This window comes from Actinomadura vinacea (assembly GCF_039532545.1).
GTDB classification, from domain to species: domain Bacteria; phylum Actinomycetota; class Actinomycetes; order Streptosporangiales; family Streptosporangiaceae; genus Spirillospora; species Spirillospora vinacea.
Window position 1 is genome coordinate 140923 of the sequence record NZ_BAAARW010000005.1, and the last position, 15916, is coordinate 156838.

13 protein-coding genes are annotated in these 15916 nt (G+C 73.7%); 10 read left to right on the forward strand and 3 right to left on the reverse strand.

The window, feature by feature from the left end; genetic code table 11:
- The first annotated feature begins 96 nt into the window (after window positions 1-96).
- The 4 genes from ABD340_RS07225 to cutA are packed head-to-tail and all read left to right on the forward strand — an operon-like array spanning window position 97 to window position 5277.
- Window positions 97-1503: a uracil-xanthine permease family protein gene (locus ABD340_RS07225; RefSeq protein WP_344587781.1), complete on the forward strand. Its 1407-nt coding sequence runs from the start codon at window positions 97-99 to the stop codon at window positions 1501-1503.
- Entirely contained in the window at window positions 1500-2369 is an 870-nt protein-coding gene (locus ABD340_RS07230; protein WP_344587782.1) for an FAD binding domain-containing protein, read from the forward strand. Before ABD340_RS07225 ends, ABD340_RS07230 begins: the two co-directional genes overlap by 4 nt.
- Window positions 2369-2854, forward strand: coding sequence for a (2Fe-2S)-binding protein (locus ABD340_RS07235; protein ID WP_344587783.1), 486 nt, complete (start codon window positions 2369-2371; stop codon window positions 2852-2854). Before ABD340_RS07230 ends, ABD340_RS07235 begins: the two co-directional genes overlap by 1 nt.
- Window positions 2854-5277, forward strand: coding sequence for an aerobic carbon-monoxide dehydrogenase large subunit (gene cutA / locus ABD340_RS07240; RefSeq protein WP_344587785.1), 2424 nt, complete (start codon window positions 2854-2856; stop codon window positions 5275-5277). Before ABD340_RS07235 ends, cutA begins: the two co-directional genes overlap by 1 nt.
- A 97-nt stretch (window positions 5278-5374) precedes the next feature.
- Here the strand turns inward: cutA and ABD340_RS07245 are convergent, their stop codons facing one another.
- Window positions 5375-6241 (reverse strand): polysaccharide deacetylase family protein, encoded by an 867-nt coding sequence (locus ABD340_RS07245; RefSeq protein ID WP_344587786.1) that lies wholly within the window; start codon window positions 6239-6241, stop codon window positions 5375-5377.
- 239 nt (window positions 6242-6480) lie between these two features.
- On the opposite strand from ABD340_RS07245, the gene ABD340_RS07250 reads away from it, so the two are divergent.
- Window positions 6481-7149, forward strand: a complete 669-nt coding sequence (locus tag ABD340_RS07250) for an SRPBCC family protein (protein ID WP_344587787.1) — start codon at window positions 6481-6483, stop codon at window positions 7147-7149.
- Window positions 7146-8042 carry a carbon-nitrogen hydrolase family protein gene (locus ABD340_RS07255; protein WP_344587789.1) on the forward strand — a complete coding sequence of 299 codons (897 nt, stop codon included), beginning with the start codon at window positions 7146-7148 and terminating at the stop codon, window positions 8040-8042. Before ABD340_RS07250 ends, ABD340_RS07255 begins: the two co-directional genes overlap by 4 nt.
- A gap of 14 nt (window positions 8043-8056) precedes the next feature.
- On the opposite strand, the gene ABD340_RS07260 is transcribed toward ABD340_RS07255, so the two are convergent.
- Window positions 8057-8431: an FKBP-type peptidyl-prolyl cis-trans isomerase gene (locus tag ABD340_RS07260; RefSeq protein ID WP_344587790.1), complete on the reverse strand. Its 375-nt coding sequence runs from the start codon at window positions 8429-8431 to the stop codon at window positions 8057-8059.
- Window positions 8432-8575: 144 nt separating this feature from the next.
- Between ABD340_RS07260 and ABD340_RS07265 the strand changes: the two genes are divergently transcribed.
- Both ABD340_RS07265 and ABD340_RS07270 read left to right on the forward strand, forming a co-directional pair.
- On the forward strand, window positions 8576-10660 hold the full coding sequence (locus ABD340_RS07265) for a hydantoinase/oxoprolinase family protein (protein WP_344587791.1): 2085 nt from the start codon (window positions 8576-8578) through the stop codon (window positions 10658-10660).
- A gap of 22 nt (window positions 10661-10682) precedes the next feature.
- The gene (locus ABD340_RS07270) at window positions 10683-12497 is read left to right on the forward strand and encodes a hydantoinase B/oxoprolinase family protein (protein WP_344587792.1); all 1815 of its coding nucleotides are present in this window, start codon (window positions 10683-10685) and stop codon (window positions 12495-12497) included.
- On the opposite strand, the gene ABD340_RS07275 is transcribed toward ABD340_RS07270, so the two are convergent.
- Complete coding sequence (locus tag ABD340_RS07275) at window positions 12446-13087, reverse strand: uridine kinase family protein (protein ID WP_344587793.1); 642 nt, start codon at window positions 13085-13087, stop codon at window positions 12446-12448. The genes ABD340_RS07270 and ABD340_RS07275 overlap by 52 nt on opposite strands.
- Before the next feature lie 104 nt (window positions 13088-13191).
- Here ABD340_RS07275 and ABD340_RS07280 point away from each other — a divergent pair, with 104 nt between their 5' ends.
- Both ABD340_RS07280 and ABD340_RS07285 read left to right on the forward strand, forming a co-directional pair.
- Window positions 13192-14607 carry an acyl-CoA synthetase gene (locus ABD340_RS07280; RefSeq protein WP_425547321.1) on the forward strand — a complete coding sequence of 472 codons (1416 nt, stop codon included), beginning with the start codon at window positions 13192-13194 and terminating at the stop codon, window positions 14605-14607.
- A gap of 28 nt (window positions 14608-14635) precedes the next feature.
- Window positions 14636-15916: a WD40 repeat domain-containing protein gene (locus ABD340_RS07285; RefSeq protein WP_344587794.1), complete on the forward strand. Its 1281-nt coding sequence runs from the start codon at window positions 14636-14638 to the stop codon at window positions 15914-15916.

The following is a 15916-nucleotide window of genomic DNA, read 5'->3' on the forward strand; positions in this document are numbered from 1 at the left end:
TGAGCGGGCGGCGGTGCTTTGGCAGATGTCGCCGGTGCCTGTAGGCAAGAGTCGTTCTAGGTTGCGCGCAAGGTGACACCCCGAGGGAGGGCGCGGATGGCCGAGGGCTGGAAACCGGCGGGCTGGAAGCTGCACGGGGACGGCAGGACCCCGCCGCCCGGCGAGGTCGTCGCCCCGGACGAGCGGCTGACCTGGCCGCGCACGGCGGGCATCGGAGCCCAGCACGTGGTCGCCATGTTCGGCGCCACGTTCGTGTTCCCACTGGTCATGGGGCTGGACCCGAACCTCGCGGTGATGATGTCGGGCGTCGCGACGATCCTGTTCCTGCTGATCGTCCAGGGGAAGGTGCCCAGCTACCTCGGCACCAGCGCCTCGTTCGTGGGCGGGGTGTTCGCGATCCGGGCGGGCGTCGACAGCGCGCAGACCGACGGCTGGGTCACCGGCGCGATCCTGGTAGCGGGCGCGGTGCTGGCGCTGTGCGGCCTGCTCATCCACTTCCTCGGGCAGCGGATCATCCACCAGGTGTTCCCGCCGGTGGTGACGGGCGCGGTGGTGATGCTGATCGGGTTCGGGCTGGCGTTCGTGGTCGCCGACACCTACTGGCCGCAGGACCAGTGGGTCGCGCTGATCACCATGACGTTCGTGTTCCTGGTCATGGTGCTGTTCCGCGGGTTCATCGGCCGGATCGCGGTGCTGCTCGGGCTGGTCCTGGGGTTCGCGCTGTCGTGGGTGCTCGACCGCACCGCCGGCCCGATCACCTCGGTGCTGCCGGGGCAGAACCTGCGGGGTGCCGCCGGGCAGGCGTGCCAGCCGGAGGGGACCTACTGCGTGGCCACCGCGTTCCCGCACGACCGGGTGAACCTCTCGGCCGTGGAGAGCGCCGACTGGTTCGGCCTGCCGAGCATGCACGCGCCCGACTTCAAGCTGTCGGCGATCCTGCTGGTGCTGCCCGCCGTGATCGCGCTGATCGCGGAGAACACCGGGCACGTCAAGGCGGTCGGCGAGATGACCGGCGCAGACCTGGACCCGCTGATCGGCCGGGCGGTCTTCGCCGACGGGGTCGGCACCGTGGTGACCAGCTCGGTCGGCGGCGCGCCGACCACCACCTACGCCGAGAACATCGGCGTCATGGCCGCCACCCGCATCTACTCCACCGCCGCCTACTACGTGGCGGCGCTGATCGCGATCCTGTTCGGGCTGTGCCCCAAGTTCGGCGCGCTGGTCGCGGCCACCCCCGGCGGGGTGCTGGGCGGGGTCACCGTGATCCTGTACGGGATGATCGGCCTGCTCGGCGCCAAGATCTGGATCGAGAACCGGGTGGACTTCGCCGACGCGGTCAACACGGTCCCGATCGGCGCGGGGATCATCCTGGCGATCGGCCCGGTCGTGCTCGAGATCAGCGACGACTTCAAGCTGGAGGGCATCGCCCTGGGCACGATCGTGGTGCTGACCGGCTACCACCTGCTGCGCCAGATCACCGTCCGGATGGCGCGGCCCGCGTGAAGCCGCCCCAGTTCGACTACCGCGCGCCCCGTACGGCAGACGAGGCCCTGGACGCCCTGGCCGATGGCGGGGCCAAGGTGCTGGCGGGCGGGCAGAGCCTCATCCCGCTGCTGAACATGCGCCTGGCCGCGCCGTCCCGCCTCGTCGACATCAACGGCCTGGCCGAGCTCGACACGGTCGAGGTCGCCGGCGGCGGAGTGCGGATCGGCGCGCTGGCCCGGCACACCCGGGTCGAGCGCGACACCGGGGCCGCCGCCGCGCAGCCGCTGATCCGCCAGGCCCTGCGGCACGTCGCGCACCCCGTCATCCGCAACCGGGGCACCGTGGTGGGCAGCCTCGCGCACGCCGACCCGGCCGCCGAGATGCCCGCCGTCCTGGCCGTCCTCGGGGGCACGGTGGAGGCCGTCTCGGCGACGGGCCGCCGCACCATCCCCGCCGCCGAGTTCTTCGCCGGGCCGCTGGAACCGGCGCTGCGGCCCGACGAGCTGGCGGTGTCGGCGTTCTTCCCGGCCGCGCCCCGCCGCACCGGCACCGCGTTCGCCGAGACGGCCCGCCGGCACGGCGACTACGCGCTCGCCGGGGTCGCCGCGGTGGTCACGCTGGACGACGACCTGCGGGTGACCGCGGCCCGCGCCGGCTATCTGAGCGTCGGCGGCACCCCGCTGGTGCTGGACCTGACCGAGGCCGCCGCGTCGGCCGTGCGCACCGGCGACTGGCCCGCGGCCGCCGGGTACGCCCGCGCGCGGCTCGACCCCGGCGACGATCTGCACGCGAGCGCGGACTACCGCCGCCACCTGGCCGGCGTCCTCACCGAACGGGCCCTGCGCGCCGCCGCCGAAGAAGCGCTGAGCCGGGAGGGGCTCTGATGGAGGAGACGTTCGAGGTCGCGCTGACCGTCAACGGGGTGCACCGGACGGCGCGGGCGCCGGCCCGGCGGCTGCTGTCGGACCTGCTGCGGCACGATCTCGGCCTGACCGGCACGCACGTGGGCTGCGAGCACGGCGTCTGCGGCTGCTGCACGGTGCTGCTGGACGGCGAGCCGGTGCGCTCGTGCCTGATGTTCGCCGTCACGGCCGCCGGGCACGAGATCACCACGGTGGAGGGGCTGGCCGCACCGGACGGCACGCTGTCGCCGGTGCAGCGGGCGTTCCGCGAGTGCCACGGGCTGCAGTGCGGCTTCTGCACGCCGGGGTTCCTCTGCACGGTCACGGCCCTGCTCCGTGAGACGCCGCGGCCGACCGAGGAGGAGGTCGTCGAGGGCATCTCGGGCAACCTGTGCCGCTGCACCGGGTACCAGAACATCGTGAAGGCCGTGCATCGCGCCGCCGAGCTGGCGGAAGAGGGGGCCTGATGGGGTTCGGTGAGCCGATCGAGCGCCGGGAGGATCCGCGGCTGCTCACCGGTCAGGGGCGGTTCCTGGACGACCTGGGCCGGGGCGCGCTCGCGGCGGCCTTCGTCCGCTCGCCCCACGCGCACGCGCGCGTGCTGGACATCGACGTCACCGACGCCCTGGACGTCGACGGCCTCGTCGCCGTCTACACCTGGGAGGACCTTCCGGGGCGGGTGGGCGAGCCGCTGCCGCTGCTCATCCCGCACCCGGCCCTCACGCACGGCCGGACGGGCTACCCGCTCGCCCGCGAGGTCGTCCGGCACGTGGGCGAGCCGGTCGCCATGGTGGTCGCCCGCGACCGGTATCTGGCCGAGGACGCCGTCGAGCGGATCCGCGTCGAGTACGAGCCGCTGCCCGTCGTCGTCGGGCTGGAGGCCGCGGAACGGGCCGAGCATCTCGTCCACGACGACGTCCCGGGCAACGTGGGGGCCGTCCTGCACCAGGAGGTCGGGGACGTGGACGCGGCCATCGCGGCGGCGCCGCACGTCCTGGAGTTCCGGCTCGGCATCGAGCGCAGCGCGTCCATGCCGCTGGAGGGGCGCGGCGTGTACGCGCGGTGGGACGCCGACGACCGGTCGCTGCGCGTGTACTCCTCGACCCAGGCGTCCACGAGCGTGCGCGCCGCCATCGCCGCCAAGCTGGAGCTGCCGCCCGGCAAGGTCGAGGTGATCGCGCCGGATGTCGGCGGCGGGTTCGGCGTCAAGATCGTCCATCCGTGGCCGGAGGAGGTCCTGGTCCCGTGGGCGGCCCGGCTGCTGGGCCGGGAGGTCAAGTGGACCGAGGACCGGCGCGAGCACTTCGTGGCGGCGGCGCACGAGCGCGGCCAGGCGCAGCGGGTCCGGGTCGGGTTCGACGACGCGGGCCGGGTGCTGGGCATGGACGTGCGGATCCTGCACGACCACGGCGCCTACACCCCGTACGGGATCATCATCCCGATCATCTCGTCCACGCAGCTGCTCGGCCCGTACAAGCCGGGCGCCTACCGGGCCGAGGTGCGCAGCCTCTACACCAACACCCTGATCGTCACCCCGTACCGGGGCGCGGGCCGCCCGCAGGGCGTGTTCTGCATGGAGCGGACGATGGACCGCATCGCCGACCACCTCGGGCTCGACCGGGCGCGGGTGCGGGAGGCCAACTTCATCCAGCCCGACGAGTTCCCCTACGACCAGGGCCTGACGTTCCAGGACGGCCGCCCGCTGATCTACGACTCGGGCGACTACCCGGAGCTGCTGCGCAAGGTCAAGGACCTGATCGGCTGGGACGGGTTCGCGCGGGCCCGCGCCGAGGCGGAGGCGGCGGGCCGCCGGATCGGGATCGGCGTCGGCTGCTACGTGGAGGGCACCGGCGTCGGCCCCTACGAGGGCGGGCACGTGGAGATCGACTCCACCGGGCGGGTGCACGTGTCGACCGGGCTGACCTCGCAGGGGCAGAGCCACCAGACGGTGTTCGCCCAGATCGCCGCCGCCGAGCTGGGCGTGCCGATCGAGGACGTCACGGTCACCACCGGCGACACCAGGCGGTTCGGATACGCGGTCGGCACCTTCGCCTCCCGCGCCGCGGTGATGAGCGGCAACGCGATCGCGCTGGCCTGCCGCAAGGTGCGGGCGAAGGCGCTGCGGATCGCGGGTGAGGCGCTGGAGGCCGACCCGGACGACCTGGAGATCACCGACGGTGTCGTGCACGTGCGCGGCGACCGGTCGGCGGCCGTCCCGCTGCGCACGGTCGCGGTGCTGTCCAACCCGCTGCGGTACGCCTTCGACGAGGAGGCCGGCCGCGCCACCCAGTTCGCCGCGGCGGCGCCGCCGGACCGGCCGCCCGTGCCGCACGGCGAGGAGCCCGGCCTGGAGGGGCGCGACTACTACTCGCCGGTGCGGTCGACGTTCGCCGCCGGGGCGCACGCGGCGATCGTCGAGACCGACCCCGACACCGCCGAGATCCGCATCCTGCGGTACGCGGTGGTGCACGACTGCGGGCGGCTGATCAACCCGATGGTGGTCGAGGGGCAGATCCACGGGGGAGTCGCGCAGGGCGTCGCGGGCGCCCTGTACGAGCGGATGGCCTACGACGAGTCCGGCCAGCTCCTCAACGCCTCGTTCATGGACTTCCTGATGCCGTACGCGACCGAGATCCCGCGGATCGAGACCGGCCATCTGGAGACGCCCTCGCCGCTCAATCCGCTCGGCATCAAGGGCGCGGGCGAGGCGGGCGTCATCCCGGTGTCGGCGGTGCTCGCCTCGGCCGTCGAGGACGCCGAGGGCATCCGCGTCGACGCCATGCCGATGGGTCCCGACGACCTGTACCGCCTGCGGCTGCGCGCCCGCGACGACGGCACGCTCCGCACCCGTGCGGGGAAGGCGGGGGCCTCCCGTACTGCCGCTCGATGACGGGAGGCCCCCGCCTTCAAAGAGACAGCAGATTCCACGCGATGTCGTGGAGGCGCGCCGCATCGATCTTGCCGAAGTTCGCGCACGTCAGCGGCCGCTACGGGACGGTGGCGGGCTGTTCCGTCTGCCCGGCCGGTCCGGGCTGGTCGGGGGCGTTGCCGCCCAGCGACTTGGGCAGGTAGTTCTCCACGGCGGCGGGCCGGAAGCCCTGCTGGCGGATCCAGCCCAGGATCATCTGGAACTGCTCCGCCAGGCCCTTCCGGTAGTGCATCAGGATGATGTCGCCCGGACGGAAGTTCTTGCCCGCGCCGTCGCCGCGCGCGAACCCGTTGAAGCCGACGCCCGGACCGGTCGTGCCGTTGTAGAACTCCGCCGACCACAGCAGGATCGACTTGATCCCGCACTCCTTGGCCTTCTGCCGCGTGGTCTCGTTCATGCTTCCGAACGGGGGCCGGAAGATCTGCGGCCGCCGCCCGTACTGCTCGGCGATGGTGTCGGACGCCTTGCAGATCTCCTTGCGCTGCCCCTCCGGCGACAGCGACGCCATGTTGGGGTGGCTGACCGTGTGGTTCTCCATCTGCGAACCGGCGTTGCGCAGCGCCCAGAAGTACTGCCCCTGCCCCTCGACGTAGCGGGAGGTCAGGAACGTCAGGATCGGCACCCGCTCCTTGCGCACCAGGTTCACGAACTCGGCGTCGTACTCGTAGCCGTCGTCGATGGTCAGGAAGACCACCTTGTCCTGGGTGGCGATCCTGGTGATCTTCGGGGGCAGGCCGTCCGGCGCGGGCTTGGGAGGCGTCCAGGAGCCGGGCTTCGGCTTGGCCCACTGCTGGTCGGACAGCACGCCGGTGAGCTGCGCCCGCATTGTGGGCGCCTCCTCCCCGGACGACTGCCCCCGCACCGTCGGCCAGGCGCCCGCTCCGACGCCGATCACGCCCGCCGCCACCGTTGCGACCACGGGCATCTTCCCTAGCATCAGCCGCGCTCTCCGTCCGCCGCGGGCCCGCACGGGGCCCGGTCCGATTCAGGGGTGTCGCATCGGTTGACGCGTGAAAGTCCGCCAGGGTTCGCGTCCGCCGAGCAATGAATCCCTGGGGCATTCTTCCCTTACCCGGACCGGTCGGGGCGTATCTACCAACCTTCGGCGTGTACTCGGCAAGTGTTGCCGTACGGAGGGCGGGCCGGGTTCTCTAAAGTCGGCACATGAAGGTCACTGGTAGTGCCACCGTCGCCGCGCCCGTGCCGCGGGTATGGGACGCGTTGCAGGACCCGGCCGTGCTGGCCCGGACCATCCCGGGCTGCCATTCCCTGGAGACCACCGGGCAGGACGTCTACAGGATGACGGTCTCGGCGGGGGTCGCGTCCATCAAGGGCACCTACGTCGGGAGCGTCGAGCTGGCCGAGCCGGATCCGCCGCGCTCGTTCGTGCTGCGCGCGCGGGGCCAGGGGGCGCCCGGGACGGTCGACGCCACGGTCCGGGTGCGGCTGTCGGCGGGCGAGGGCGGCACCCGGATCGACTACGACGCCGACGCGGTCGTCGGCGGGATGATCGGCGGCGTGGGGCAGCGGATGCTCGGGTCGGTGGCGAAGAAGACCGCGGGGGAGTTCTTCGCGGCCGTCGAGCGCTCCCTGGCCGAGCCCGCCGCGGCCTTCGCGGCGACGGGCGCGGGCGGGGCCGACGTCGTCCAGATGCCCGCGCGCGGCGACCAGGCCGCCCAGCGGCCCAAGGAGCCCCGGACGTTCATGGGCGCGGCGACCGCTGGGCCGCGCCCGGTGCCCACGCTCGCCGCTTTCGGCGCGGGGGCCGCCGCGGCGTTGGCCGGGGTCGTCATCGGGTACGCCTTGGGACGCCGCACGAGGAGGCGACCATGAGGCCGTTCACCGCAGCCGCCCTGCAACTGGCGCCCGCTCCCGGGCCGGTCACGCGCGACACCGTCCGGGCGAACATCGACAAGGCCGTCTCCTGGACGGCGCGCTGCGTCGAGCGGTCCGGCGCGGAACTGGTCGTCCTGCCCGAGTCCTGCACCACCGGCTTCGACCCGGCCCTGCCGGCAGAGGAGCTGTGGGAGGCGGTGTCGGAGATCCCCGGGCCGGTGACCGAGCCGTTCCAGGAGACGGCGCGCGACCTGGGCGTCCACCTGTGCTTCGGCACCTACGAGCGCGGCCCCGACCGCGGCACGGTCTACAACTCGGCCGTCCTGACCGGCCCGGACGGCGCCGTGCTCGGCGTCTACCGCAAGACGCACCCGTTCCGCGTCGAGGACTCCCGGCACGGCGGCTGGGCCACGCCCGGCTCCGAGGTCTGCGTCGTCGACACCGGGCTGGGCCGGATCGGCATGGCGATCTGCTTCGACGGCGACTTCCCGGAGCTGTGGCGGATCCAGGCGGTGCGCGGCGCCGAGCTGATCTGCCGCCCGTCGGCGCTGCTGCGCTCGGCCGACATCTGGGAGCTGACCTGCCGGGCGCGCGCGTACGACGAGCACGTGTACGTGGTCGGCGCCAACGCGGTCGGCGCCGACCCCGGCGGCACGCTCTACTTCGGCAACTCGATGATCGTGACACCGATCGCCGAGGTGGTGGCGCGGGCCGCCAGCCAGGAGGGCTGGGCCGCGGCCCGGCTCGACCCCGAGGCGGCGATGCGCTCGCTCACCCCGGGGTCGTCGGTGCGGCACGGCTTCGACCATCTGGCCGAGCGCAACCTGGCCCTGTACGAGAAGCACGCCGCCGACCTCATCGCCCCGGCGCAGACGTCCTTCCCGCACTGAGTCTCAGCCGGGTCTCAGCTGACGCCGACCAGGTCGACCACGAAGATCAGTGTCTCGCCGGGCTTGATCCGGGGGCTGGGGCTCTGGTTCCCGTACGCCAGGTGGGGCGGGATGACCAGCTTGCGCCGGCCGCCGACCTTCATGCCGGCGATGCCCATGTCCCAGCCCTTGATGACCTGGCCGCCGCCGAGCGTGAAGTCCAGCGTGCCGCCGCGGTTCCACGAGGCGTCGAACTCCTCGCCCGTGGAGAAGGACACGCCCACGTAGTGCATCGACACCTGGGAGCCCTTGGCGGCCTCCGGGCCGTCGCCCACGGTGATGTCGGTGATGTCGAGGTATTCGGGCGGCTGCCCCTCGGGGAAGTCGATCTCGGGCCGTTCAAGCGCCATCGGCGGGCTCCAGCGTTCTCATCAGTGGTTTCGCGGAAAAGGACCCGCTCAGCCTAGTGCCCGATGGGACTCGCCAAAGAAAGACCCGCTGATTGGCAGAATGCGACGGTTCGCCGGGCGGGCGGCTTCCGGTAGACCCGAGTCATGGGGCGACGGCTGCGCATCGGGATCGACACCGGCGGGACGTTCACCGACGTCGTGGCGCTGGACGAGGACACCGGGGAATACATCACGACCAAGACGCCGTCCACTCCGTCCGACCCCGCCGAGGGCTTCCTGGCCGCGGCCGCCAAGGTGCTGGCGGGCGACGGCCCGTTGCCGGCCGAGGCGGTGGGGCTGTCGCACGGGACGACGGTCGCGACCAACCGGCTCCTGGAGGACCGGATCGAGGACCTGGGGTTCATCACCACCGAGGGCTTCGAGTCCGTGCTGGAGATCGCCCGGCAGAGCGTCCCGGACGGGTACGGCAACTCCTACTTCTGGGTCAAGCCGCCGCGGATCGTGCCCGTCCACCGGGTGCGGACGGTCGGCGGGCGGCTCGACCACACCGGCGCCGAGCTGCGGCCGTTCGACCAGGCCGGGGCGGTGCGGGCGGCCCGCTGGTTCCGCGACCGGGGGATCGCCGCGATCGGGGTGTGCTTCCTGCACTCCTACGCCGACCCGTCCCACGAGCTGGCGATGCGGGAGGTGCTGCGGCGCGAGCATCCCGAGGCGGTGGTGTCGCTGTCGTGCGAGGTGCTGCGCGAGTACCGCGAGTACGAGCGGTCGGTGACCACGCTGGTGGACGCGGCGGTCAAGCCGGTCATGGCCCGCTATCTGGCGCGGATCATCGAGCGGATCGGCGATCGTGCGAGCGCGCGGGCGCCGGCCCGGCTGCACGTGATGAAGAGCAACGGCGGGGTGCTGTCGGCGGAGGAGGTCGTGCACCAGCCGATCACCACGGTGCTGTCGGGCCCGGCGGCGGGGGCGCTCGGCGCGGCGTTCGTGGCGGCCCGGGCGGGCCGCGGCTCGGTGGTGACCCTGGACGGCGGCGGCACGTCCACCGACGTGGCCGTGGTGCTGGACGGCGAGCCCACGCTGACCACCGAGGGCGCGATCGGCCGCCATCCGGTCAAGATCCCGATGATCGACATCGTGACGGTGGGCGCGGGCGGCGGCTCGGTCGCCCGGGTGTCCCCGGAGGGCACGATGAAGGTCGGCCCGCGCAGCGCCGGGGCCGACCCGGGCCCGCTGTGCTACGGCCGCGGCGGCACCGAGCCGACGGTCACCGACGCGCACGCCGTCCTCGGCCGCATCCCGCCGCACCTGCTCGGCGGCGAGATCCCCCTGGACGTGGACGCAGCCCGCGCCGGCCTCGCGGAACTCGCCGCGACGCTCGGACTCAGCGTGGAGCGCGCCGCCACCGGGATCCTGGAGATCTCCGCCTGGAACCAGGCCAACGCGATCCGGCAGATCACCGTCAAGCGCGGCCTGGACGTGCGCGACTACCCCCTGGTCGCGTTCGGCGGATCGGGCCCGCTGCTGGCGTGCCGGCTGCTGGACGTGCTCGGGCCGCCCGCGGCGATCGTCCCGGAGAACCCCGGCAACCTGTCGGCGTTCGGGCTGCTCACCGTGGACGTCAAGAACGACTACGTGCGCACCCGCGTCATGCGCGACACCGGGCTCGACCTCGGCGCCGTCGCCGCCGCGTTCGGCGACCTCGAGCGCGAGGCCGCCACCGCCCTGGACCGCGAGGGCTTCCCACCCGCCCGGCGCCGCTTCGCCCGCACGGCCGACCTGCGCTACCACGGCCAGGCGTTCGAGGTGCGGGTGCCGGCCCCGGCCGGGCCGGTGACCGAGGACTTCCGCGCCGAGGTGGTCGGCCGCTTCCACGACGCCCACGAGGCGCTGTACGGCTACTGCTACCGCGACGACCCCGACCGGCACCCGGTCGAATGGGTCAACTACCGGGTCTCCGGCATCGGCCCGATCGACCGCCCCCGGCCGCGCGAGCGCCCGCCCGGCGACGGGGATCCGTCCCGCGCGCTGGTCTCGTCCCGGCGCGTCCACTTCGGCGACGGCTGGACGGAGACGCCGGTGTACGAGCGCGCGCTCCTGGCGCCGGGCGACGTGATCGAGGGCCCGGCGATCGTCCAGGAGTTCGGCTCGACCCTTCCCCTCCACCCCGGCTTCCGCGCCGAGGCCGACCCCTGCGGCAACCTGACGGTGACCCGAGCGGAGCGAGAGTGAGCCGCCGAGCGGAGGGAGGCAAGTGAGCACTGATCCGATCCTGTTGGAGATCGTCGAGGGGACGCTGGCGTCGGTCGAGCGGGAGGTGGAGACGGCGATCGCGCGGACCGCGCGGTCGCCGATGATCCGGGACGCGCACGATTTCCGGGCCGGGATCCACGACCGGCGGCTGCGCAAGCTGACCGGGCGGTCGTATTCGGCGCTGGTGCATCCGGTCGCGCGGGACTTCCCGCCGGAGAAGATGCGGCCGGGCGATGTGTTCTTCCACAACGACGTGTACCTGTCGGAGGGCGGGATCGGGCATCTGCCGGACCTGTGCGTCACGGTCCCGGTGTTCCACGAGGGGGAGGTCGTGGCGTTCGTTCAGGCGTTCGGGCATCACGACGACATCGGCGGGGCGGTTCCGGGGTCGATGCCGAGCCATGCGCGCAGCGCGTTCGAGGAGGGGCTGATGGTCCCGCCGATCAAGCTGTGGGATCAGGGCGTGCCGAACGAGGCCGCGTTGCGGATCATGACGCGCAACTCGCGGATGCCCGACTCGCTGGCCGGAGACCTGGACGCCGAGTGCGCGGCCTGCCTGATGGGCGCGCGGCGGCTGGCCGAGCTGTTCGCCCGGTACGGCCGCGCGGCCGTCGAGGAGTGCTTCGACGCGATCATCGGCAAGACCACGGAGACGTTCCGCCGCGAGCTGCTCGCCAAGATCCCCGACGGGGTGTACGTGTGGGAGGACTACGCCGAGCACGACGGCGTGGACCCGCCCCGGCTGCACGCGCAGCGGATCACGCTGACCGTCGACAACGCGGCGCCGGTCCCGCTGGTGATCGACTTCACCGGGACGTCCCCGCAGGCCAAGGGGCCGATCAACCACGCGGGCGACTACGCCGACGGGGTGTTCCTGAAGAAGTGGCTGGCGCCCGTCCTGCGGAACCTGGCCGACACGCCGGAGCGCGCGGCCGAGCTGGACGTCAACGAGGGCGTGGTGCCGCTGATCGAGATGCGGTTCCCGGCGAAGGGCACACTGCTGACCCCGGTCTTCCCGGCGCCGACCAACGCGCGGACGTTCGTCATCCTGCGGCTGCTGGGCGTGCTGGCGGGTGTGCTGGCCAAGGCGACCGGGGGACGGATGCCCGCGGACCAGGAGACGATCCGCTACACGGGCGTGTACGGCGAGGACGACCGCGCCCCGTACCTGATGCGGGAGGTCCTGGGCGGCGGCTCGGGCGGGCGGCACTACGCCGACGGCGAAGACACCGTCCACGTCGTGCCGGACTCGCGCAACATCCCGGTGGAGTTCGCCGAGGCGCGCTGGCCGTTCGTCGTCGAGCGGCTGGGCCTGGCGGCGGACTCGGGCGGGCCGGGGGAGTTCCGCGGCGGGCTCGGCTACGACAAGCACCTGCGCATGCTGCGGGACGCGCACTACATGTCGATCGCCGACCGCTCCATCCTGTCCTGCTGGGGCGTGAACGGGGGACGGGCGGGCCGCCCGTTCCGCGTGGACATCGACGGCGAGGAGATGGAGGGCCTGGTGGACGACCGGCCGGTCCGGGCGGGGCAGGTCATCCGGATCCGCACGACCGGGGGCGGCGGCTGGGGCGATCCGCTCGACCGCGACCCGGCGCGCGTCGCCGCGGACGTCCGGGACGGGAAGGTGTCGGCCGACGGCGCCCGGGACGACTACGGCGTCGTGATCGCGGGCGGGTCCTTCGACGCGGCGGCCACCACCGCGCTGCGCGCCCGCCTGCGGGAGGAGCGCGGCGAGCCCCCGTTCTTCGACCGCGGTCCCGGCTACCCCCTGCTCAGCGGGGGCCGGACCGGCGCGGAGGTCGACGAGCTGTAACGGCAGGTGAAGGCGGGGGCCTCGATGCGGCGGCCGTCCACGCGCAGGTCGGCCCGGGCGAGGGTGCCGTCGGCGGCGAAGTGGCGGCGCTCCAGTTCCGACCATGCGTCCCAGGCGGCGGCGTACTCGGCGCCGTCGCGTTCCAGCGCGCGGGCGCGGCGCAGTGCGCGCGGGGCGTCGATCCAGATCCGGTACGCGGCCGGCGACCCCCGCCAGGCGGCGCCCACGCCCTCGACGATCAGGACGGGCGCGGGCGGGATCTCCTCCTCGGGGCCGTAGGAGTCGCGGTGCCAGTCGTACCGGCGCAGCCTGCCGGGACGCCCGTCGCGCAGCAGGTCCAGGACGGTCTCGGTGAGGGGGCGCCACCAGGTCAGCGGGTCGGCGTCCCAGGGCACCCGGAAGTCGTCGGACCGGAGCGGCGGCGGCGGGCCGTCCAGGGCCGCTGTGAGCCGGGCGGCGAACGTGGACTTGCCCGCGCCGCTCGGGCCGTCCACGGCGACGACCCGGACCGGCCCGCAGGACGGGGGCAGGGCGAGCAGCCGGGCGGCCAGGTCCGGGTAGGTGGTGGTCGGCTCTGGAACGAATGTCATCGAAAGGCATACTGCCGGAGGAAACGGTGTGCCCAGACCGCGCCGCCGGTCCTGGGGGAGCACAATGACGACGTGATGGCCTGGCTGGACGAGAGGGACGCCTGATGGACCTGCCCGCGGGGGACGTGCTCGGGAAACCGCGCGACGGCCAGATGATCAGAGTGGGGGAGCACGCGCTGCCCCGCGCCGAGCTGCTGGACCGGGCGGCCGGGGTCGCCGCGGAGATCGCGGGCGCCGAGGCGGTCGCGGTGCACGCCACCGCGAGCCTGGAGACCGTCGTCGCCGTGGTGGGCGGGCTGCTGGCCGGGGTGCCGGTGGTGCCGCTGCCGCCCGACTCCGGTCCCGACGAGCGCGCGCACATCCTGGGCGACTCGGGCGCGAACCTGCTGCTGGCCGCGCGCGGCGCGTACGAGCCGCACGAGGGCGCGGCGCCGATCGTCCCCGTCGACGAACTGCGGGGCGGCGGCACGGTCAAGAGCGAGGTGCCCGGCGACGCGACCGCGCTGATCCTCTACACCAGCGGCACGACCGGTGCGCCCAAGGGAGTGCTCGTCTCGCGGTCGGCGATCGCCGCCGGCCTGGACGCGCTGGCCGAGGCGTGGGCGTGGACACCCGACGACGTGCTGGTGCACGGATTGCCGCTGTTCCACGTGCACGGCCTCGTGCTCGGCGTGCTCGGCGCGCTGCGCGTCGGGTCGCCGCTCGTGCACACCGGGCGGCCCAAGGCGGCGGCGTACGCGGCGGCCGCGCAGGACGACGGCGGGTCGCTGTTCTTCGGCGTCCCGACCGTGTGGTCGCGGGTCTGCGCCGATCCGGACGCCGCCCGCGCGCTGCGCGGCGCCCGCCTCCTGGTCTCCGGGAGCGCGCCGCTGCCCGTCCCGGTGTTCGAACGGCTCGCCGACCTGACCGGCCACCGTCCCGTCGAGCGGTACGGGATGACCGAGACCCTCATCACCTTGAGCGCGCGGGCGGGCGGCGACCGGCGGCCCGGGTACGTGGGCCTGCCGCTGCCCGGCGTGGAGACCCGGCTGGCCGCCGAGGACGGCTCGCCCGTCCCGGCCGACGGCGAGACCCCGGGCGAGCTGCACCTGCGCGCCCCGATGCTGTTCGGCGGCTACCTGAACCGTCCCGAGGCCACGGCCGCCGCGTTCACCCCCGACGGCTGGTTCCGCACGGGCGACATCGCCGCCATCGGCCCGGACGGCTGGCACCGCATCGTCGGGCGGGCGTCCACCGACCTCATCAAGAGCGGCGGCTACCGGATCGGCGCGGGCGAGGTGGAGAACGCCCTGCTGGCGCACCCGGCCGTCCGCGAGGCCGCCGTCATCGGCACCCCGCATCCCGACCTGGGCGAGCAGGTCACCGCGTACGTGGTGGCCGACGGGGCCGACGAGCAGGCGCTCATCGGCTTCGTCGCCGACCGGTTGTCGGCGCACAAGCGTCCGCGGGTCGTCCACCTGGTGGACGCGCTGCCGCGCAACGCGATGGGCAAGGTGGTCAAGACCCGGCTCGGCGGTTAGCGCGATGGACGTCCTGCCATGTGGCCACGTGGCCTACCCGAGCACCAGCCGCATGTGCCGGCATCTGCTGGGCCCCGACGGCGACGAGGTCGACCACGTGCGGCTCCTCACCGGACGCGGCCTCGAGTACGACATGTGCTGCGACGCCTGCGACCGCGCCGACGGCGATCCGGAGCTGACGCAGGTGTGCGAGGGGTGCGCGGAGCGGGTCGGCGACGAGGACAACCGCACCATGGTCGGCTGGCGCGGCGAGGCGGAGATCCTGGAACGTCCCGAGCCCGTCGACCCCACCTTGAGGCGCACGCCGCTGCCGCGCGCGCTGCGCGACCCGCTCGACTGGGCGGCGATCCCGGGGGAGAGCGGTTCGGCGTGGCTGTTCCTCACCGGTCGCAAGCGCCTGGTGCGCCTGGACGCCGGGTCGGGCGAGCACGAGACCTTGACCCGCGTGCCGCTGCGCAGGGAGCGGGGGGAGGACCGGCAGCCCGACCGCCGGCCCCGTCCACGCCTGCACGTGTCGCCCAGCGGCCGGTACGCGGCGGTCGTCCACGATCGCGGCACCGGGGGAACGCTGGTCGACCTGCGTTCGGGGCAGGTGATGATGTCCCTGGACGGCGGCGACGACCGGACCGAGCACGTGCCGTTCGCGCTGGCGTTCGCCGTGCACCGGGGCCGCGAGGTGGTGGTGCACCGCACGCAATGGAACCGCCTGGACGTCTCCGACCCGGCCACCGGGCGGCTCCTCACCGCACGCGAGCATCCCGAACCCGCGGAGGGTGAGCGGTTCCCCGCGCACTATCTGGACTATTTCCACGGCGCGGTGCACGTCTCCCCGGACGGTCGCTGGATCGCCGACGACGGCTGGGTCTGGGCACCGGTCGGCATCCCCACGGTGTGGGACCTGCGCCGCTGGCTGGACGAGAACCCCTGGGAGTCGGAGGACGGCCCGTCCCGCGGCAACCTGGCCTGGCGCCACTACGCCTGGGACGAGCCGATGTGCTGGGTCTCCGACCGGCAGCTCGCGGTCTCCGGCATCGGCCATGACGACCTCTACCTGCTCGACGGGGTGCAGATCTTCGACGCCGAGAGCGGTGCGGAGGTGACCCGGTTCGCCGGGCCGCGCCGCCCGCTCATGGCCGACGACCGCCGCCTCTACTCCGCCGGCGCGGACGGGCTGGAGATCTGGGACCCCTTCACCGGCGAGCGCACCGGCGCGGTCCCCGGCTTCTTCCCCGAGCGCCACCATCCCGGCGCCGCCGAGCTGGCCGCCCTCCACGACGGCACCCTCGTAAGGTGGCCCACCGGCCGCTGA